Origin of the sequence: Pseudomonas sp. GM78, from assembly GCF_000282475.1 — a bacterium.
In the GTDB taxonomy this organism is placed as follows: Bacteria; Pseudomonadota; Gammaproteobacteria; order Pseudomonadales; family Pseudomonadaceae; genus Aquipseudomonas.
On sequence record NZ_AKJF01000032.1, the window covers coordinates 26849 to 47063 of the forward strand.

Annotated in this window: 20 protein-coding genes; 12 read left to right on the plus strand and 8 right to left on the minus strand. The window is 61.8% G+C overall.

The genetic code is table 11. The features are described 5' to 3' along the window. The 3 genes from PMI35_RS27910 to PMI35_RS27900 all read left to right on the plus strand — a co-directional run bounded on the left by PMI35_RS27910 (position 1) and on the right by PMI35_RS27900 (position 2837). The gene (locus PMI35_RS27910; RefSeq protein ID WP_008055526.1) at positions 1-678 is read left to right on the plus strand and encodes a response regulator transcription factor; all 678 of its coding nucleotides are present in this window, start codon (positions 1-3) and stop codon (positions 676-678) included. Positions 679-896: 218 nt separating this feature from the next. Then, positions 897-1334, plus strand: coding sequence for a Spy/CpxP family protein refolding chaperone (locus PMI35_RS27905; protein ID WP_008055528.1), 438 nt, complete (start codon positions 897-899; stop codon positions 1332-1334). A gap of 159 nt (positions 1335-1493) precedes the next feature. Beyond that, positions 1494-2837 carry a sensor histidine kinase gene (locus tag PMI35_RS27900; RefSeq protein ID WP_008055530.1) on the plus strand — a complete coding sequence of 448 codons (1344 nt, stop codon included), beginning with the start codon at positions 1494-1496 and terminating at the stop codon, positions 2835-2837. 108 nt (positions 2838-2945) lie between these two features. On the opposite strand, the gene PMI35_RS27895 is transcribed toward PMI35_RS27900, so the two are convergent. Further along, a complete protein-coding gene (locus tag PMI35_RS27895; RefSeq protein ID WP_008055532.1) occupies positions 2946-3512 on the minus strand; it encodes an NAD(P)H nitroreductase in 567 nt (188 codons plus the stop codon). Positions 3513-3632: 120 nt separating this feature from the next. Here PMI35_RS27895 and PMI35_RS27890 point away from each other — a divergent pair, with 120 nt between their 5' ends. Then, positions 3633-5087 (plus strand): TrkH family potassium uptake protein, encoded by a 1455-nt coding sequence (locus tag PMI35_RS27890; protein WP_008055534.1) that lies wholly within the window; start codon positions 3633-3635, stop codon positions 5085-5087. Here the strand turns inward: PMI35_RS27890 and PMI35_RS27885 are convergent. Then, the gene (locus PMI35_RS27885) at positions 5044-6105 is read right to left on the minus strand and encodes an AraC family transcriptional regulator (RefSeq protein ID WP_202949496.1); all 1062 of its coding nucleotides are present in this window, start codon (positions 6103-6105) and stop codon (positions 5044-5046) included. The two genes, PMI35_RS27890 and PMI35_RS27885, sit on opposite strands and share 44 nt — an antisense overlap. A gap of 161 nt (positions 6106-6266) precedes the next feature. Here PMI35_RS27885 and PMI35_RS27880 point away from each other — a divergent pair, with 161 nt between their 5' ends. Next, a complete protein-coding gene (locus tag PMI35_RS27880; RefSeq protein WP_008055537.1) occupies positions 6267-6578 on the plus strand; it encodes a DUF962 domain-containing protein in 312 nt (103 codons plus the stop codon). Positions 6579-6596: 18 nt separating this feature from the next. After that, a complete protein-coding gene (locus PMI35_RS27875) occupies positions 6597-7187 on the plus strand; it encodes an HD domain-containing protein (RefSeq protein ID WP_008055538.1) in 591 nt (196 codons plus the stop codon). Between the two features lie 146 nt (positions 7188-7333). Here PMI35_RS27875 and PMI35_RS27870 read toward each other — a convergent pair whose 3' ends face one another. Further along, positions 7334-8149 (minus strand): UDP-2,3-diacylglucosamine diphosphatase, encoded by an 816-nt coding sequence (locus PMI35_RS27870; protein WP_008055539.1) that lies wholly within the window; start codon positions 8147-8149, stop codon positions 7334-7336. A 159-nt stretch (positions 8150-8308) separates the two neighbouring features. On the opposite strand from PMI35_RS27870, the gene PMI35_RS27865 reads away from it, so the two are divergent. Next, a complete protein-coding gene (locus PMI35_RS27865; protein ID WP_008055540.1) occupies positions 8309-9067 on the plus strand; it encodes a helix-turn-helix transcriptional regulator in 759 nt (252 codons plus the stop codon). Positions 9068-9143: 76 nt separating this feature from the next. Further along, a complete protein-coding gene (locus tag PMI35_RS27860; RefSeq protein ID WP_008055541.1) occupies positions 9144-10037 on the plus strand; it encodes a DMT family transporter in 894 nt (297 codons plus the stop codon). Here the strand turns inward: PMI35_RS27860 and PMI35_RS27855 are convergent. The 4 genes from PMI35_RS27855 to recQ form a co-directional block, all read right to left on the minus strand. Then, positions 10031-10321: a SelT/SelW/SelH family protein gene (locus PMI35_RS27855; RefSeq protein ID WP_008055542.1), complete on the minus strand. Its 291-nt coding sequence runs from the start codon at positions 10319-10321 to the stop codon at positions 10031-10033. The genes PMI35_RS27860 and PMI35_RS27855 overlap by 7 nt on opposite strands. Before the next feature lie 127 nt (positions 10322-10448). Next, entirely contained in the window at positions 10449-11633 is a 1185-nt protein-coding gene (locus PMI35_RS27850; protein ID WP_008055543.1) for a type IV pilus assembly protein FimV, read from the minus strand. 129 nt (positions 11634-11762) lie between these two features. Beyond that, positions 11763-12197, minus strand: coding sequence for a MarR family transcriptional regulator (locus PMI35_RS27845; protein WP_008055544.1), 435 nt, complete (start codon positions 12195-12197; stop codon positions 11763-11765). A 120-nt stretch (positions 12198-12317) separates the two neighbouring features. After that, positions 12318-14444, minus strand: coding sequence for a DNA helicase RecQ (gene recQ / locus PMI35_RS27840; RefSeq protein WP_008055545.1), 2127 nt, complete (start codon positions 14442-14444; stop codon positions 12318-12320). Positions 14445-14748: 304 nt separating this feature from the next. Here recQ and PMI35_RS27835 point away from each other — a divergent pair, with 304 nt between their 5' ends. From PMI35_RS27835 to lapD, 4 genes are read left to right on the plus strand one after another with little or no spacing between them, the layout of a single operon-like run. Continuing rightward, positions 14749-15336 carry a UPF0149 family protein gene (locus tag PMI35_RS27835; protein ID WP_008055546.1) on the plus strand — a complete coding sequence of 196 codons (588 nt, stop codon included), beginning with the start codon at positions 14749-14751 and terminating at the stop codon, positions 15334-15336. A gap of 10 nt (positions 15337-15346) precedes the next feature. Beyond that, on the plus strand, positions 15347-15742 hold the full coding sequence (locus PMI35_RS27830) for a YbaN family protein (protein ID WP_008055547.1): 396 nt from the start codon (positions 15347-15349) through the stop codon (positions 15740-15742). Positions 15743-15796: 54 nt separating this feature from the next. Continuing rightward, positions 15797-16504 (plus strand): cysteine protease LapG, encoded by a 708-nt coding sequence (gene lapG, locus PMI35_RS27825; RefSeq protein ID WP_008055548.1) that lies wholly within the window; start codon positions 15797-15799, stop codon positions 16502-16504. Between the two features lie 22 nt (positions 16505-16526). Beyond that, positions 16527-18467 carry a cyclic di-GMP receptor LapD gene (gene lapD, locus PMI35_RS27820; RefSeq protein WP_008055549.1) on the plus strand — a complete coding sequence of 647 codons (1941 nt, stop codon included), beginning with the start codon at positions 16527-16529 and terminating at the stop codon, positions 18465-18467. A 75-nt stretch (positions 18468-18542) separates the two neighbouring features. On the opposite strand, the gene PMI35_RS27815 is transcribed toward lapD, so the two are convergent. Further along, on the minus strand, positions 18543-20215 hold a 1673-nt coding region (locus PMI35_RS27815; protein ID WP_008055550.1), incomplete at its 5' end, for a type I secretion C-terminal target domain-containing protein.

The window sequence follows — 20215 nt, forward strand, 5'->3', positions numbered from 1 at the left end:
ATGAGCGAGTTGTTACTGATTGATGATGACCAGGAGCTGTGCGAGCTCCTGGGCAGCTGGCTGAGCCAGGAAGGGTTTCAGGTGCGCGCCTGTCATGACGGCCAGAGCGCCCGTCGCGCACTGGCCGAAACTTCCCCGGCGGCCGTGGTGCTGGACGTGATGTTACCGGATGGCAGTGGCCTGGAACTGCTCAAGCAGCTGCGCAGCGATCACCCCGACTTGCCGGTGCTGATGCTTTCAGCCCGCGGCGAACCCCTGGACCGTATCCTTGGCCTGGAGCTCGGTGCCGACGACTACCTGGCCAAACCCTGCGACCCACGGGAACTGACCGCCCGCCTGCGCGCCGTGTTGCGCCGCAGCCATCCCGCGGCGGTGTCCAGCCAGATGGAGCTGGGCGACCTGTGTTTCAGCCCGGTGCGCGGCGTGGTCAGCATCGATGAACAGGAGTTCACCCTGACGGTCTCCGAAAGCCGCCTGCTCGAAGCCCTGCTCAAGCAGCCCGGCGAGCCGCTGGATAAACAGGAACTCGCGCAAATCGCCCTCGGCCGCAAGCTGACCCTGTACGACCGCAGCCTCGACATGCACGTGAGCAACCTGCGCAAAAAGATCGGCCCGCATCCCGATGGTCGCCCGCGCATCGTGGCGCTGCGTAGCCGTGGTTACTACTACAGCCTCTGAAAGCGAACTTCATTTCTGTAGGAGCACGGCTTGCCGGCGATGGCGTCCTGCAGATCGTCATCGCCGGCAAGCCGTGCTCCTACAGAGACGCAATGTTTGTCAGGTCGTCGGCAATCCGTCTTTACTCAAGCTTTACGTACCGCTGACCGCCGTTGACCTTGAACTGCGTAATCTGCACACATCCGGAACGTACCGGGAATGAGACAAGGAGATTCACCATGCGCAAGACTCTTATCGCTCTGATGTTCGCCGCCGCCCTGCCGACCGTTGCCATGGCCATGCCTGAAGGCGCAGGCCCGATGGATGGCTCGCACCACGGCGGTCAGATGCACGGCATGCACGGTAAAGGCCCGTACAGCCAGCTGGACCTGAGCCGCGAACAGCGCGAGCAGATCCGCAAGATCATGGGCGAGCAGATGCATGAACGTAAGCAAGTGGTCGACAAGTACCTGGAAAAACTCTCGCCAGCCGACCAGAAAGCCATGAAAGATGAAATGGCCGCCAACCACAAGAAAGCCGAAGCCGACGTGCGTGCCTTGCTGAAACCGGATCAACAGAAGAAATTCGACGAGATCCAGAAGAAACAGGCTGAACGTCGCGCCGAGTGGGCCGAGTTCAAGGCCTGGAAAGCGCAACAGGCGCAAAAAGCGCAATAATGCGCTAACCCGGACCCAACAGCTGAACTGTGGGAGCGAGCCTGCTCGCGATGGACTTCAACGATAACGCGGGGCATCAGGTAGCCCGTGTTGTCCTTGAGTTTTTCGCGAGCAGGCTCGCTCCTGCAATGGGATTTTGTGTTTGCTTGAGGATTTTCTGTGCGCTCATTGTTCTGGCGGATCCTGGCCAGCTTCTGGCTGGCCATCGCCCTGGTTGCAGGGCTCTCCATCCTGCTGGGGCACATGCTCAACCAGGATGCGTGGATTCTCAGTCGCCACCCGGGCCTCAATACCCTGGCCGAGCAATGGACGCAGACTTACGAATCCCAAGGTGAGGACGCCGCGCAGGACCTTCTGCAGGAGCGTAAACACCAGTACCACATCGACGTCCAGGTGCTCAACGAAAGCGGCGACCCAGTGGTTCGCGGCACCTTCCCGCGCCGCGCGGCGGCGTTTGAAGCGCGGCAGAACAACGATGACCGGCGCCTGCCATGGCGGCGCCTGACCGATGAGTTCACCAGCGAAAAAAGCGGTGACACCTACCTGTTCATCTACCGGATTCCCCACCCGGAACTCGACGCCTGGCACCGTGAAAGCCTGCTCTGGCCGTTGAGTGCGCTGGGTATCGCGTTGGTGGTGCTGACCCTGTTCAGCCTGCTGGTGACCTTCTCCATCACCCGCCCGCTCAGCCGTTTGCGCGGTGCGGTGCATGATCTGGGACAAACCACCTACCAACAGAACAGCCTGGTCAAATTGGCCAACCGCCGCGACGAATTCGGCGTGCTGGCCAACGACTTCAATCGCATGGGCGCGCGCCTGCAAAGCCTGATCGGCAGTCAACGACAGTTGCTACGCGATGTGTCCCACGAACTGCGCTCGCCCCTCGCCCGCCTGCGCATTGCGCTGGCACTGGCCGAGCGGGCCACGCCACCAGAACGGGAAAAGCTCTGGCCGCGCCTGACCCGCGAATGCGACCGCCTCGAAGCGTTGATCAGCGAAATCCTCGTGCTGGCACGGGTCGACGCCGATAACGCCAGCGCCGAAGACGTGGATCTCAACGCCCTGCTCAATACCCTGCAAAAGGATGCACAACTGGGCTCACCCGATCAGCTCGTGCACCTGGAAGCGGAAACGCAGCTAACCCTCAAGGGTTGGCCGACCATGATCGAACGCGCCGTGGACAATCTGCTGCGTAACGCCCAGCGCTTCAACCCCGTGGGCGGCCTGCCGATTGAAATGCAGGCGTTGCGTCAAGGGGAACGGATTGTGGTGACCGTACGTGACCATGGGCCGGGGGCGGACGCTGAACATTTGAGCCAGCTGGGTGAGCCGTTCTATCGTGCGCCCGGGCAGACGGCGCCCGGGCATGGCCTGGGACTGGCGATTGCCCGGCGTGCGGCGGAACGGCATGGCGGGAGCCTGGTGCTGGCCAATCATCCTGAGGGTGGATTCATTGCCAGCCTGGAGTTTCCGCTGGTGCCGGGGGCCGTCGTCCAACCCTAAAACCCTGTGGGAGCGAGCCTGCTCGCGATGGCGGCAGCACATTCAACATTGATGTGCATGTCAGATCGCTATCGCGAGCAGGCTCGCTCCCACATTTAATCGGTAGCGTCAGGCCTTGCCGGGCCAGGCGCAGACGAACTGGGCCAGGTCTACCTTCTCCGCTACCCGCGGCTCTTTCAGCGGCGTGCCAAGGTACAGGAAGGCAATCACCTCTTCGCCCTCAGCCAGGCCCAAGCCCTTGGCCACATGCGGCGAATAGGCCAGGTCACCGGTCCGCCAGACCGCACCGATGCCTTGCGCATAGGCCGCCAGCAAAATCCCATGGGCCGCACAACCCGCCGCCAACAACTGTTCGGACTTTGGATACTTGACGTGGTCCTGCACCCGCGCGATCACGACCACCACCAAGGGTGCCCGCAGCGGTCCGTTACGCGCCTTGTCGATGGCTGCTTCGGTGACTTCAGCGTCCTGCAACTTCGCCGCTTCGGCCAGCAACTCGCCCATCTGCTCGCGCGCCGCGCCTTCGACCGTCAGGAAACGCCAAGGCTGCAAATGGCCGTGGTCCGGAGCGCGCATGGCCGCGCCAAACAGCACTTCGCGTTGCGCCTGGGTGGGTGCCGGTTCGATCAGGCGCGGGACGGAAACACGGTTGAGCAAAACGTCGAGAGCCTGCATCGGCCACCTCCAGAAAAAAATCGTGCGGCTATTCTAGCTGTAACTACTGAGGCAGTGCGGTTTACATGCCCCACCCCGCAGGTAGAATGGCGCCCTCCTTACTTCAGCCGAGCGGATTTCATGGCGTTGCCGACCTTACGTCTCATTGGTTTCATCATCGGCATCTTCCTGATAACCCTGGCCATCGCCATGGTTGTGCCCATGGGTACGCTGGTGATCTTCGATCGCACGGGCGACCTGCCGTCGTTCCTCTGGGCCAGCATGATCACCTTTGTCGCCGGCCTCGCCCTGGTCATTCCCGGGCGCCCCGAGCATGTGCATCTGCGGCCACGGGACATGTACCTGCTGACCGTCAGCAGTTGGCTGGTGGTGTGTATCTTCGCCGCGCTGCCCTTCCTGCTGACCCAGCACATCAGCTACACCGATTCGTTCTTCGAAAGCATGTCCGGGATCACCGCCACAGGTTCCACGGTGCTCAACCACCTGGACGACATGTCCCCCGGCATCCTGATGTGGCGCTCGCTGCTGCACTGGATCGGCGGCATCGGGTTTATCGGCATGGCGGTCGCGATCCTGCCGCTGCTGCGCATCGGTGGCATGCGGCTGTTCCAGACCGAGTCGTCGGACCGCTCCGAAAAAGTCATGCCACGTTCACACATGGTGGCGCGCCTGATCGTGGCGGCCTATGTCGGTATCACCATTGTCGGCAGCCTGGCGTTCTGGTGGGCGGGGATGAGTCCGTTCGACGCGATCAACCATGCGATGTCGGCGATCTCCACCGGCGGTTTTTCCACCTCGGACCAGTCCCTGGCCAAGTGGACGCAGCCGGCGGTGCATTGGGTGGCCATCGTCATCATGATTCTCGGCAGCCTGCCGTTCACCCTGTACGTGGCGACCCTGCGGGGTAACCGCAAGGCACTGATCAAGGACGAACAGGTCCAGGGTTTGCTCGGCATGCTGCTGGTGACCTGGCTGGTGCTCGGCACCTGGTACTGGTGGACCACCAAGCTGCATTGGCTCGAAGCGTTGCGGCACGTGGCGCTGAACGTGACGTCGGTGGTCACCACCACCGGTTTCGCGTTGGGGGACTACAGCCTGTGGGGAAATTTTTCGCTGATGCTGTTCTTCTACCTGGGTTTTGTTGGCGGCTGCTCCGGTTCGACCGCCGGCGGGATCAAGATTTTCCGCTTCCAGGTCGCCTACATCCTGCTCAAGGCCAACCTTAACCAGCTGATTCACCCGCGGGCGGTGATCAAGCAGAAGTACAACGGCCACCGCCTCGATGAAGAGATCGTGCGCTCGATCCTGACCTTTTCGTTCTTCTTCGCCATCACCATCTGCGTGATCGCGCTGTTGCTGTCACTGCTCGGGGTGGACTGGATGACCGCCCTGACCGGCGCCGCCAGCACCGTGTCCGGCGTCGGCCCGGGGCTGGGCGAGACCATCGGCCCGGCCGGCAACTTCGCCTCGCTGCCGGACGCCGCCAAGTGGATTCTCTCGTTCGGCATGCTCTTGGGCCGACTGGAGATCATTACGGTGTTTGTGCTGTGTATTCCGGCGTTCTGGCGTCACTGACCGGCGCAGGTGTTCCCGTCAATCGCGCCCGGTACTCGCCGGGCGTGGTGTCGAACCAGCGGCGGAAGGCGCGGAAGAAATTGCTCGGATCAGCGAACCCCAGCAGGTAGGCGATTTCCAGCAGGGTCATGGTCGGTTGCGCCAGATACTGCTCGGCCAGCTCACGACGGGTGTCGTCAAGCAACGTCTGAAAACTCGTGCCTTCCTCCTGTAAACGCCGTTGCAAGGTGCGTTGCGACAGATGCAGCGTCTGCGCCACCGTATCGCGCTTGGGTTCGCCTTGGGGCAGCAATCGGCACAACACCTGCCGCGCCTTGTGCGTGACCCGGCTTTCGGAAAACCGCGCCAGGTACTCGCCGGCAAAGCGGTCATGCAACAACGCCATGGCCTCGTTGGCCGTCGGCAGCGGCGCTTCCATGTCTGCGCGTTCGAAAATCAGCGCATCGTAGGGCGCATTAAATACCAGCGGCGCATGGAAGGCCTGTTTGTAGGGCTCGAGATTGACCGGCTCATCGCCTTGCACCAGCACTTTGCGCGGGTGCAGCGTGCGCCCGGTCAGCCAGCCGCACAGCGCCAGGGCGCAAGCCAGCGAGGCTTCGGCGCTTTGACGGGTGGGTGGCAAATGGTCGCCATGCACCGTCAGAATCAGCGCATAGCCCTCATCCAGCAGGCGGAAGCTCAGGTCGGCGCTTTCGGCGATGATCCGCTGGTAACGCACCAGTCGCTTGAAACCCTCGGCCAGGGTCTGGCTGGACATCAAGGCGTAGCCGGTCACATGAAACTGCGCAGGTCGCACCACCTTGCCCATGTTCAGGCCGATCGCCGGGTTGCCGGACAGGTCAACCGCCCGTTGCCACAGTCGTGTCATGGAATCTTGCGGGAAGCGCGCATCCGGATCATCCAGTGCCGCGTAGTCGAGCCCCAGCTGCTTGAACAGAACCCGGCAATCCAGGCCGTCCATTTCCAGTGCTTTGACAATCCCCATCGCCCAGCTTGCAGAAGTCGTTCGTTCGCTCATGGCGTTTACTGTCGTGGTGAGCCGTCTGTCGCGGCAAGTTTTCCGAAGGATACTAAAGTGGCGCCCATTGTCACTGGCTGATGCCATTGATCACTCTAGACTCAAATAAGCTACCCGCCGAACAACTTGCAGCCAGAACAATAACCACAGAGATTGCAGTCGTGGAAAACATCAAGCGTTTCAACAGTTTCGCTGAGTTTTACCCGTACTACCTCAGCGAACACAGCAACAGTACCTGCCGACGATTGCACTTCATCGGCACGACGCTGGTCATTTTCATTCTGGCGCTGACCATCGGTCGGGGCGCCTGGATGTTGTTGTGGGTATTGCCGGTGGCGGGTTACAGCTTCGCCTGGGTCGGGCATTTTTTCTTTGAGAGGAATCGTCCTGCGACCTTTCAGCACCCTTTCTACAGCCTGCTCGGCGATTTCGTCATGTACCGCGACATGATCCTGGGACGCGTGCCGTTCTAGACCACCAGAGGATTGCCGATGAATGCCAATGCCCGTTTTACCCACATGAAGGATGGTACGCAGGAGGACTGGGCGATCATTGCCGCGGACTTCAGCGCCTACGCGCGTCAATTGCCGATACGGATCGTCGCGCACCTGAAGCTGCTGGAAGGTGACTTCGGCGGTTTCCCCGTGGACCGCCTGACCCACTCGCTGCAAACCGCCACCCGCGCCTGGCGCGATGGCCGCGACGAAGAGTACGTAGTCTGCGCCCTGCTCCACGACATCGGCGACACCCTGGGTTCCTATAACCACCCGGACATCGCCGCCGCGATCCTCAAGCCTTTTGTCAGCGCCGAGAATCTGTGGATGGTGGAGAAACACGGGATCTTCCAGGGCTACTACTTCTTCCATCACCTGGGCATGGACCGTCACCTGCGCGAGCAATTCAACGACCATCCGCAGTATCAGGCAACCATCGAGTTCTGCGCGAAGTACGATGCGGCGGCCTTTGATCCGGCGTACGACACGCTTCCGCTGAGTTTTTTCGAACCGATGATGGAGCGCTTGTTTGCGCAGCCGAAGAATTCGATCTACAAGGCGGCGATGGAAGAGCATTCGCCAGCCTGACAGTCATTGCGATGTCGACTGTGCTGCCGTCTTCGCGGGCAAGCCCGCTCCCACAGTGATCGATGTTGTACACAAAATTTGTATTCGACACAGAACCCTGTGGGAGCGGGCTTGCCCGCGAAGAGCCAGTCCTGCCGCCAAAACTCTCAGGCCAGTTCCGCCACCTTCGCCGCCTTCAACTGCGCCTCCCGCGCCTGGGCATCGGCCAACCGATACAGCTCGATCGTGCCATCCCAATGCTCGATCAGCGCCGTGCAGGACTCCACCCAGTCGCCGCAATTGAGGTAATCCACCTCGCCCACCTTGCGGATCTCGGCATGGTGAATGTGCCCGCACACCACCCCATGCAACTCGCGCTTGACGCACTCATGGGCAATGGCCTCTTCAAAATCGCTGATGAAACTGACCGCGGTCTTCACCTTGTGCTTGAGGTACGCCGACAGCGACCAGTAGCCATAGCCATAGCGGGCGCGCCAATGGTTGAGCCAGCGGTTGAGAGTCAGGGTGAATTCGTAGGCCGAGTCGCCGAGAAACGCGAGCCAGCGGTGGTAGCGAGTGATCACGTCGAACTGGTCGCCGTGTATCACCAGCAGGTGGCGGCCATCGGCGGTCACGTGCACCGCTTCGTCCACCAACTGGATGTTACCCAGGATCAGTTTCGAATAGCGGCGCAGGAACTCGTCGTGGTTGCCGGTGACGTAGATCACCTCGGTGCCGCGCTTGCTCATGGTCAGCAGGCGCCGGATCACATTGGTGTGCGCCTGGGGCCAGTACATGCCGCTGCGCAGTTTCCAGCCGTCGATGATATCGCCGACCAGGTAGATCTTGTCCGCGTGATAGCCCTTGAGAAACTGCGACAGGTGCTCGGCCTGGCAATCGCGCGTGCCCAGGTGCACGTCGGAAATCCACAAGGTGCGCACACGTTGCTTATGACTGGGTTTGGCGAGCTCGGCGCTGGTCATGGGCGACCCTCAGGACAAGTTTTGGCAAGCTTGACCCGGCCGGGTTAATGACCCATGACAGCCGCAAGTCAGTCCTGTGACAGCGCGCACCAGTCGCGTCGGTGTAGACTGCGTCCTGACTCATCAACCCTGCAATGAGAGCCTGTAACGAGAGCCGTGATGAGACCGATCCTTACCCTGCGCCAGTACACCGAAGACCTGATCGTCCACAGTCACGAACACGCCCAACTGGTGTTCGGGCTGTCGGGTGCGCTGGATTTCGAGGTCGATGGGCGCGGCAGCCAGGTGGTCCAGCAAAGCTTCGTGGTGATTCCCTCCGGTTTTCACCATGCCTGCGGCAGCCCCAATGGCAGCCGTTGCCTGGTGCTGGATGTGCCCGGTGATCAATGGCTCGGCCAGTCCCTGGGCGATCATGCCGATGCCAGTCGGCGACTGCTCGACAATGCCGGGCGCTTGTCGCTGGATGCAGGACAGAGCCAGCTGGTGGAGTGGCTGGCCAACAGCCCGGTCGATGACCCGGTGATTGCGCAACAGGGCGCGGTGCTGTTGCTGGCCAGTCTCAACAACGCCAGGCCCGACCCGATCGGTGGCCGGCGTCTGCCCTATGCCGCCTTGAATGCGCACATTGACCAATACGCCGCCTACCCGTTGCAAGTCGCCGACCTGGCCCGCGTGGCCGGTCTTTCCAGCGCCCGGTTGCATGCACGGTTCGTGGCCGAGTGCGGGCAGACACCGATGGACTACATCCGCAGCCGACGCTTGCACAAGGCGGTGGGGTTGCTGCGCAATTCAGCGCTGCCCATTGGCGAGATCGCCTGTCGGGTCGGCTACAGCTCCCAGAGCGCCTTTGCCGCTGCGGTGCTGCGCGAGTTCGGCGCATCACCGGGCAAACTGCGACGCGAGGCTGGCGACAAATAACGCGAGTCTGGCGACAGACACGGCGGCGGCCGGCGCGGTTAAATGACCGGACTCACGACCTTTACCAAGGATTGCCATGACCCCCCGTACCGCCCTGGGCGCCCTGCATATCGGCGCATTGATGTTTGGCCTGACCGGCGTGTTCGGCAAACTCGCCGCCGCCTCTGCGCCCATCATCGTCTTCGGCCGGGCGGCGTTCGCGGTGCTGGCGCTGGCGTTTTTTGCCCGCTTTGCCAGCCAGACCCGCTGGCAGAAACTCGAAGCCGTGGATGTGCGCCGACTGCTGCTCAGCGGTTTGCTGCTGGCCGGGCACTGGGTGAGCTTCTTCATTTCGGTGAAGATCGCTGGCGTGGCCATCGCCACCCTGGGCTTTGCCAGTTTCCCGGCCTTTACCGTAATCCTGGAAGGGCTGATTTTCCGCGAGCGCATCCGCGCCAATGAAATCCTCCTGGTGGCGCTGGTCAGTGTCGGGCTGGTGCTGGTCACGCCTGAGTTCGATCTGGGCAGTGGCGCCACCACCGGCCTGCTCTGGTCGATCGCCTCGGGCCTGCTGTTCTCCCTGCTGTCGCTGACCAACCGCGCCAGCTCCGCGCGCATCCCGCCGGTACAGGCGGCGTTGTGCCAGAACGTGGTGGTCGGTTTGTGCCTGCTGCCGGCGGCGGCCCCGCACCTGAGCGAAGTGCGGGCCATCGACTGGTTGTGGATCGGCCTGCTCGGCGTGTTCTGCACCGGCGTTGCCCACAGCCTGTTTGTCGCCAGCCTGGCGGTGATCAAGGCGCGGACCGCCGCGGTGGTCTTCGCCCTGGAGCCGGTTTACGGGATCACCGTGGCCTGGCTGCTCTTCAATGAAAACCCGACCCTGCGCATGCTGCTCGGCGGCGCATTGATCATCGTCGCGATCGTGGTATCCAGCAGGCTTTCCAGCGGTTCAAGCAAGAAAACCGTTGCCGCGGAGGCGGTATCTCACTGAGTGGTGCGATCGTTGTGCCCCAGGTCGCGGTCCGGATCGATCTGGTCGCGGACTCGCTGCTTGAGCACCTTGGCCTCGGGAAAACCGCCATCAGCCTTGCGCTCCCACAGCTGCACTTGGTCACAGAAAATGTGAAAGACCCCGCCCGTGCCGGGCACCAGCGACACCTTGCCCAGGTCATCGCCAAAGGTGCTGAGCAGTTCCTGGGCCAGCCAGGCCGCACGCAACAGCCACTGGCATTGGGTGCAATAGGTGATGACGATTTCCGGTTTGCTGGCGGTCATGATCGGCGAAATTCCTGAGGCGGAGGGCGTTACCATGATAACGGTCTTTATTGCCCGCGAAGAACGATAACGCGGTACAGCAGGTACACCGCAGCGCCTGGTTCGCCGGCAAGCCTGGCTCCTACAGTTACGTGTTGGCGCGAAGGCTGTCGTCAAGGGAAGCGGGTTCGATGGTCCATTCGATCTCGGGCTCGGGCAGCGCTGGCGCTTCGCAGGGCTGAGTGTTTTCCATCGGCCCCAAATCCCAATTCGTATCCATCGACAAGTCGTCCAGGTTCAATTGGAACTCATCGGTGGGTGACGGCTGCGATGGCATTTCTGGGGCCAACACCGCCGATGTAACAAGTGCAACCGGCGCAAGAACGCCCAATTGTTGAGGATATGCGGGCACTGCCTGAAGTGTCTGCCCTTCATGCGCTGCGGGTCGATTGGCCTGGAGGTCATGTTGCGAGAGCTCTAGCGAAACCTGATCCTGCTGTCGTTGACGACGCCTCCATGCAAGCAGCAGCGCCAAGGCCAACAGCGCCACAAACCCAAACATCCATAGCCAATTCACCCCTGGCTCATCAACCACGACCGGCGCTGGCACCGCCGCTACCGGTTCCGTTGGAGCCTGCTGGACCTCCGCCAATCGGGTTTGCAACTCGCTCACCTGCCTTTTCTCAACGGCAATCTGCTCGTCCTGTGCCTGAACCTTCGCGTTGAGCTCATCAAGGCTCGCCTGCAACTGCTGGCTGTGCAGGACACTGGTGGCCAGTTGATCAGCCAGAGGATCCACAGCCGTTGCCGGCGATTCCCTGCTTGCAGGCAAGGGTGCCACCGCTGGCTGGACACGCGGGAATGCCGAAGCAGGACGGTCCAGCGGCGGTTCATCGTCAATCGGTGCAATGTCCCCGGCACCCGGAGGATCGATGAGCACGGTGTACTCACGCAACAAGCGGCCATTGGGCTGGTCGAGTTGAACCAGAAAATCCAGATAGGGTTCCTTCACCGGTTTTTTGGAGCTGACCCGGATCAGGCTGCGATCGCCCCGAAGAATGGGCGTGAACGTCAGGTCGTTGAGGAAAAATACGCGCTCGACGCCAACGCGCATGAATTCGTCCGCCGTCGCCAGGCGCACCGACAGCTCGCCCTCGGCAAGTCCGGCCGTATCCACCAGGGCGATGTCAGCGCGTAGCGGTTGATTCAACGCCGAGTGCAGGGTGATTTCACCCAAACCCAACGCCGGCACCCAGGCCGAGTAAGTGACGGCGGTACTGGCCAGCAACAGCCTGGCACCACACCGTACAACCAATAGCCGACTCTGGAGCATGAACATCCCTTAGGTCACCAAAAAACCAATCTGCACGTGTTCGCACATCCGGTACGAACACGATATTGCCGAGTAGTTCTTATAGTCTGCCCAATGCGTTCACTCAAAAGTCTGGCGTGAAGCTTTGTCTCAGGATTTTTCGAGGTTGGCCAGGATGTGCCCGTGAACCCGCATGCACACCTTTACATCGGCCTCATCGACGCCTTCGAAGAGTTCGTGACGCAGTTGGGTGGCAATGGTTTCAATTTGTTCGATCAGGGGACGCGCCGGGGCACACAGCACGATTTTTTTCGCCCGACGGTCTTCTACCACCGCCTGGCGTTGCACCAGGCCCTGGCTTTCCAGGCTGTCGAGCAGCCGAGCCAGGGTCGGCCCCTCGACACCGACGCTTTGCGCCAGCTCACGCTGGGTCGGGGCTTGTTCGAAGCGCGCCAGGTGCAGCAGCACCAGCCAGCGGGCCTGGGACAATCCGAGCCCGGCAAGGCGACGGTCGAGTTCAGCACGCCAGCCACGCGACATCTGGGCCAGTTGCATGCCAAAACGGTGTTGATCGGTCAACGGCATAAAACACTCATGATTAGACTGAAAAAAGGGAAATACTAATAATTAGTCAGCTAAGCATGAGCCTTGGCTGGAGGCAAGGCTTGTTCTGTACTGAATCGTTACATCAGCGGGACCGGTCGCTCAAAGTTCGAATTCGGACTGCAGGGCGGCGCGAACACAGTACAAAACCCCTTCCGGCACCCGACCGGCAAACAGCGCGGAAATTTCCGACACCGGCGGTAACTCGCCCTCACCGTCGAGGAACGCATCCTGGACTTCGCCCATCAAGTCCTCCGGCAGATCCAGCGCCTGCTCCAGCGACAGCTGCTGCTTGCCGATCGCCTCCGCGAGCAGGGTGTAGACGTTCTTTTCCGAGCACTGCAACTGCCCGGCGATCTGCAACGGCGTCATGCCGGCACGCGCCAGGGTGATCAGCTCGTGGCGCAGGTCTGCCACCACTTTCGGTGCTTCGGCCTGGCCCCCGAGGACTTCGAGGAACGCCTCGCCATAACGCTCCAGCTTGCGTGCGCCGACGCCGCTGACCCGGGCCATTTGCGCCATCGTAGTCGGTTGGCTGCGCAGCATTTCCAGCAAGGTCGAGTCGGGAAAAATGACGTACGGCGGCACGCCATGTTCTTCGGCCAGCTTGCGGCGCAGGGCACGCAGGGCTTCCCACTGTTCGCGCTCTTCGCCGCGCACCAGTTGGCTCGCCTGGCTCTTGCTGCTCTTGGCTGTGGTTTGCGCCTTCAGGTCGCGCCGCAGTTCCAGGGTCACTTCGCCCTTGAGCAGCGGCCGGCACGTGTCGCTCAGGCGCAGGCCGCCGTAGCCTTCCAGGTCGATGTCGGCCAGGCCACGGGCCACCAACTGGCGGAATAACGAGCGCCACTCGCCTTCGGCCATCGCCTTGCCGACCCCATACACCGAGAGTTTCTGATGCCCGAAGTTGCGCACCTTTTCGTTGTCCTTGCCCAGCAAGACATCCACCAGGTGCCCGACACCGTAGCGCTGGCCTGTGCGGTAGATCGCCGACAGCGCCTGACGGGCGGGCTCCGTGGCGTCCCAGGTCTGCACGCCGTCGACGCAGTTGTCGCAATGCCCGCAGGGCTCGGGCATGTCTTCGTCAAAGTAGGCCAGCAGTGTCTGGCGGCGGCAGCGGGTTTCCTCGCACAGCGAGAGCATGGCATCGAGCTTGTGTTGCTCCAGGCGCTTGTGACGCTCGTCGCCTTCGGAGTTCTGCAACATCTGCTTGAGCATCACCACGTCTTGCAGGCCATAGGCCATCCAGGCATCCGCCGGCAGACCGTCACGGCCGCCGCGACCGGTTTCCTGGTAATAGGCTTCAAGTGACTTCGGCAAGTCGAGGTGAGCGACAAAGCGCACGTTGGGCTTGTCGATGCCCATGCCAAAGGCCACAGTGGCGACCATGATCAGGCCTTCCTCGTTGAGGAAGCGTTTCTGGTTGTGCGCACGCAGATCGTTGGGCAGGCCGGCGTGATACGGCAGCGCCGGGAAACCTTGTTCGGTGAGGAACGTGGCCACTTCCTCGACCTTCTTGCGCGACAGGCAATAGACGATGCCCGCATCGCTGCGACGCTCGGCGAGGAACCCCAGCAACTGCTTGCGCGGCTGTTCCTTGGGCACGATGCGATAAAAGATGTTGGGCCGGTCGAAGCTCGACAGGAAACGCTCGGCCTCCTGCAGGTGCAGGCGTGTGACGATCTCTTCGCGGGTGCGCTTGTCGGCGGTGGCGGTCAGGGCGATGCGCGGGACGTCGGGAAACAGCTCCGCCAACTGGCCCAATTGCAGGTATTCCGGGCGAAAGTCATGGCCCCACTGGGACACGCAATGGGCTTCGTCGATGGCGAACAGCGAGATGTTCAGGCCTTGCAGGAAGCTCAGCATGCGAGGCTGCACCAGACGCTCGGGCGCGAGGTAAAGCATTTTCACCTCACCGCGCCGGATCCTGGCCGCCAGGTCACGCTGTTGTTCGGCACTGAGCGTGGAGTTCAAAGCCGCGGCGGCCACACCCAGTTCTTCCAGGGTCGCGACCTGATCGTCCATCAGCGCGATCAGCGGCGAAACCACGACCGCCAGGCCCTCGCGCAGCAGCGCCGGCACCTGGAAGCACAGGGATTTACCACCCCCGGTAGGCATCAGGACCAGGGCATCGCCGCCACTGGCCACGCGCTCAATGATCGCACCCTGGCGGCCACGGAAACTGTCGTAGCCGAAGATGTCCTTGAGGACGCGCTGAGCCTGTTCGAGCATAAAAACTCCAAAAATCACCGAAACATCCCTGCAAGGCTGGTGCAGAACCCGCAACTTTGCACCGACAAATCGTAAGTACGGATTGCATGACGCTGTGCATTTAAGCCGCGAAACCAGCAGGGCATCACAAAACGCGCGAGTATACCCGACCCCTGTCCGGCAAAGGGCGCCGCTGAGAAGACACACGAACACCCATGAGGCTCGCTTCCATGGGGAATGCGCTGCAAATATGCCGTGCGGCTGGCCCAAGCGCTCAAGAAGGCCTAGAATTCCCGCATCGAATATTCCCCAAGGTAGCCCTTTAATGTCCTTCGCTGAGCAACTAACCCGCTTGCAAGTCTTCCTCGACGCCGATGAACTGCATGACGAGGCGCTGGACTACGTGGCCGCCCACGGCTACCTGACCGCGCTATCGATCTGTTCCGAAGACGTTCCCGATCGTGAATGGATCGACGCACTTTTCGCTGAAGAGCCGCATTACAGCAGCGAAGCCCAGCGCGAAGAGATCGAAGCCACGCTGATCGGCCTCAAGGCGCACATCGCCCGTCAACTGGCCTCCGATGAAGAGTTCGAGCTGCCGTGCGATCTCGACCTGGGCGACGACCCGGACGATTCCGAGCTGCGCGGCTGGTGCATCGGTTTCATGGAAGGCGTATTCCTGCGCGAAGAAGCCTGGTTCGAAACCGCCGAAGACGAAGTCAGCGAAATGCTGCTGCCGATCATGGTCGGTTCCGGCCTGTTCGACGAGCAACCGGAGTTCTCCGACATCGCCGCCGACGCCAACCTGATGGACGACATGATCGTGCAGATCCCGGAAGCCCTGACTGCGCTGTACCTGCTGTGCAACGCACCGGACGAAAAACCGGCGATCCTCAAGCCACGTCACCACTAAGGTTTTGCCTATGGACAACCCCATAGGCAACCGCTCCCTGATGTTGCGCTACGTGCTGCTGGCCATCGGCTGGCTGAGCGTAGCGTTGGGGGTGCTGGGGATTTTCCTGCCGGTGTTGCCCACCACGCCCTTCCTGTTGCTGGCGGCTGCCTGTTTCGCCCGCAGCTCACCACGTTTCTATCAATGGCTGGTCGAGCACCCGCGGCTCGGGCCATGGATTCGTGACTACCTCGAGGGCAACGGCATTCCCCTCAAGGGCAAGGTCTACGCCATCGGCCTGATGTGGGCCAGTATCCTGTTCTCCTGCTACCTGGTGCCGATGCCTTGGGCACGGGGGTTCATGCTGACCAGTGCAGTGCTGGTAACCCTGTACATCCTTCGACAGAAAACCCTGCGTAAATCCTGACTGTCGTTGTAAACACCACCTAGACTTCAAATCTCTGCACTCGAGCAGCCAGACATGCCGCGCAGGCCGGGTAGTCCAGGATGGTCAACACGCCGACTTCGGTTTGGCGGATGCCTGCTGCTGGCCAGTTTTCCTTTGGCTGTGCCTGGCAATGTCTGGCCCGCTTGGGATTTCGCGCAAATTGCGCAAACCGCCGAAAAACGCTATGCCAGCCTGGGGCCGACGCAGGGACGTATCCAGTCCTGGAGTGAAATGCTGCAAAGCGAACGCGACCTGCCCGAGCAGGCGCAATTGACTGCGGTCAATCGCTACTTCAACCGGCAGCTGGAATTCCAGGATGACACCCGCATCTGGCACCAGAGCGATTACTGGGCCACGCCCGTCGAAGCGCTGATCAAGGCCGCCGGCGATTGCGAAGACTATGCCCTGGCGAAATACTTCAGCCTGCGCCAGCTGGGCATTCCCAGCGACAAGCTGCGCATTACCTACGTGAAGGCCCTGACCCGGAACCAGGCGCACATGGTGCTGACTTACTACAGCAGCCCCGGTGCCGAACCGCTGGTGCTCGATAATTTGATCGGCGACATCCGCCCCGCCTCGCAGCGCAAGGACCTGCTGCCGGTGTACGCATTCAACGCCGAAGGCCTGTACCTGCCCGGCAAGCCTGGCAACCCGCGCAGCGGCGACTCGAAAAAACTGTCGCGCTGGCAAGACGTCTTGAAAAAAATGCAATCCGAAGGGTTCGCCGTGGGCGACGGTTAGCCGCCACGCAAAGGAGCGCTCGATGAAACTGCGCAACCAGTTGTTTCTCGCCATTTGCCTGTTCTTGCTGGTGGCCTTCAGCGGCAGTTTTTATGCCAGCCTGGAAAGCTCCCGCGAACAGACGCTTGGGCAGTTGCGCGCCCATGCCCAGGACGCCGCGACCGCCCTGGGCCTGACCTTGACCACACAGGTCGACGACCCGGCCATGATGGAATTGATGGTCAGCTCGATTTTCGACAGCGGCTATTTCAGCGACATCCGCGTCACCCACCTCGAGAATCGGCAGGTGCTGGTGCAGCGCAGCATCCCCGAGCAAATCGATGGCGTGCCCGGCTGGTTCGTCAACCTGGTGAATTTGCGTCCCGAAGGTGGCGATGCACTGATCACCCGTGGCTGGCAACAGGTGGCGCGGGTCGAAGTGTTGAGCAATCCACAATTCGCCCTGGCCAAACTCTGGGACAGCACGCTGGGCAGCCTCGTTTGGTTGCTGCTCTGTGGGCTGCTCAGTGCGGTGTTCGGTGGCTGGCTGCTGCGACGACAATTTCGTCCGCTCGACAGCATGGTCCGCCAGGCCGACGCCATCAGCAAACGCGAATTTCTCAGCGTGCCGACACTGCCGCGCACACCGGAATTGAAACGCGTGGTGCTGGCCATGAACCAGATGGTCGAGAAGCTCAAGACGTTGTTCGCCGAAGAGGCCGCGCGCAGTGAAAAACTGCTCCACGACTCCTATCAGGACAGCCTGACAGGGCTGGCCAACCGGCGATTGCTCAATGAACAATTGGCCGATCAATTGCTGGTCACCGAGCAAAATGGCGGCGGTCACCTGATGATGCTGCAGCTCAACGACCTGGCCGGCCTTAATCAGCGCCTTGGCGGGGAACGTACCGATGCGTTGATTGGTGCGGTCGGCGACTTGCTCAAGCGCCTGACTCAAGCTGCGGAACGTCGCACCTGGCTGGCAGCGCGCAATCGCGGCGGCGAATTCAGCCTGCTGGCACCGGATCTGGATAGCGAAAATGCAGGACGCCTGGCCGCCGAGATCAGCGCCACTCTGGAGAATCTGCGCCTGACCGGCGACAGTGATTGCATGCCCGTTGCCCATCTGGGCATCGTCGCCTTCCACCCTGGCGACCCGGCAAGCCATGTTCTGCATCAACTGGACCAGGCACTCAACGAAGCCCGGCAACATCCCGAGCGCCCCTGGGCCGTATTGGGCCGCAGCGACAGCGCGCCAGGGCAGGCCCAACACCACTGGCACACCTGGATCGACGATGCCCTGAACGAAGGCAAGCTGCAGTTGTACTTTCAACCGGTGGTGCAATGCGCCGACACCCGCCAGGTGCTGCATCACAAAGTCCTCGCACGCCTGCTCGACCCGCAGGGCGAAGCGATTGCCGCTGGCCAGTTCCTGCCGTGGATCGAGCGTTTTGGCTGGTCGGCGCGCTTCGACCTGGCGATGCTCGAAGCCACGCTCGAGTACCTCGTCATCAACCGTTTGCCCCTGGCATTGAGCCTGTCCGGCACCACCTTGCGCGATCAGGCGCAGCTGCAATTGATCCTCGACACGCTGGAATCGCTGCCGGAACTGGCGCCCCTGCTGACCCTGGAAATCGATGAACGCCAACTGCCACCACCGGACCAACTGCAACGCTTGAGCCACAGCCTGCTCGCCATCGGTTACCGCATCGGGCTGCAACATTTTGGCGGTCACTTCAGCCAGATTGGCAACCTCACTCAGCTGGGGCTGGCTTACCTGAAAATCGACGGAGTCTACATCCGTGGCATCGATGTTGAGCGTGACAAAAGGCTGTTCATCGAAGCAGTTTGCCGCACGACCCACAGCATCGACTTACCCCTGATAGCGGAGCGAGTGGAAACCCAGGGCGAGCTGGAAACGATCAGGGCACTGGGGGTGTTTGGCGTGATGGGGCGCTTGGTCGGGCAGCCGCTGCCGATGTGATTTGCAACGATTCGCACACAGAAAAAAACCGCCCCCCCTTGCACAGGAGGGCGGTTTTTTCGTTGCGGCTTCAGGTCACACGGTATCCACCTTCAGCGAATGGTCATTGAGCATGCCGTTGATGATGGTGGCCGTATCCGCGCCGCCAATGACCCCGTCCGCCCCCGGCGTAACCCCATAGTGACTGGCCAGGTTGACACCCGCCAGGTCGATGGTCTGGTTCGGCTCCGCGCCGGCCATGGCGCTGACGTCGATGCTGGTCACCAGTGAAGCGCCGCTGCCGCTGACGGTGAAGTGCAGGTAGTCATCCAGCGAGGCGGCGGTGCTGTTCTCCCCTTGCAGCAGTTGCGACAGGTCAAGCTTGTCGGCCCCCGGCTTAAAGTCGGTGATGATGTCGTGGCCGTTGTTGCCATTGAGCCACTGGAAGGTGTCGGCGCCACTGCCGCCGGTCAGGGTGTTGTTGTACAGACCGCCGATCAGGAAGTCGTCGCCACCCTCGCCGTTGAGCACGTCGTTGCCCAGGCCGCCGGTGATGATATTGCTATGGTTATCTCCCGTGAGTGAGTCATTGAAGTTGGAACCGGTCAGGTTTTCGATGGCGGTCAGGGTGTCGGTGCCGGCACCGACGGTGTTCTGTGCGCCGGCCTCGCCGAGATTGAGCGTGACGCCGGCGGTGGCGTGGGCATAGCTTGCAGTGTCGCTGCCCGTACCACCGTCGAGCAGGTCGTTGCCCGGCCCGCTGTAGAGCAAGTCATTGCCGGCTTCACCGTGCAGCTCGGTATTGCCGGTGCCTGCGGTCAGCACGTCGTTACCGTCACCGGCATTGATGATGTGCTCGCCGTTGCCGGCTACCAGGGTGTCATCCCCCGCCGTTCCGGTGAGGGCGTGGCCATCCTGGGAGGTCAGGTGGGCGTTGCTGCCATGGTTGTCGCTGGCGCTGTAGGTGTTGTCCGGCGCGATGTCGTGGGCCCCGGCGTAATCGACGGTCATCTTCAACTGGTAGTTTTCAGCGCCGTTTGCGCCTTGGCCAGGACCATCGGGGATATTGGTGATGTGGATGCGGTAGGTGGCATCCGACGTCGCCGTGATGGCCTGCCCGTCAGCGATGGCGACATAGGCGCCATCGTTGATCGAGTACTCCATGCTGATGTGGCCGGCTGCGAGGTTGTGATCCAGGTTGAGGGTTTCCCCCTGCTTGAGATTGACGGTGATCAGGTTGTCGTTGTGGTTGCCGTTGGCCGCACCCAGCGCCCCGCTGACCACCAGGACCGCGGTCATGGCCGCCGTATTGGCGACGAAGGCGCTGCGGGCAATGGCGGCATTGCTGCCGGAGACGCTGTAGTTCTGCTGGGTCCCGGTAAAGTCCGCGCCTTTTGCTATCAGGTCCTGGCCGCCGGCTTTTCCATGGGCGCTCACGTCGCTGTCACGGCCCGCCACCTTGCAACTGTTGTTGTACACATCAATGGTCACGGTGGTGGTGCTTTCATCACCGTCACCATCGCGCAAGGTGTAGGTGAACACGTCGCTCGCACCTTGGCCGCCCACTGAGTTCGGGTAGCTGTGGTACAGCGCGTTGCCCGCCGCATCCAGCGTCAGATAGCCGTAGGTGCCGTTGATCTGGCTGTTCAGGCCGCCATACACCGGGGTCGAGGTGTCGGAGCCTGCGCGCACGCCGACCACGCCGCCACCGGCGAACTGGCCATCGGCCCCAACGCTGTCGTTCCAAAGCACATTGCCGCCGATGTAGC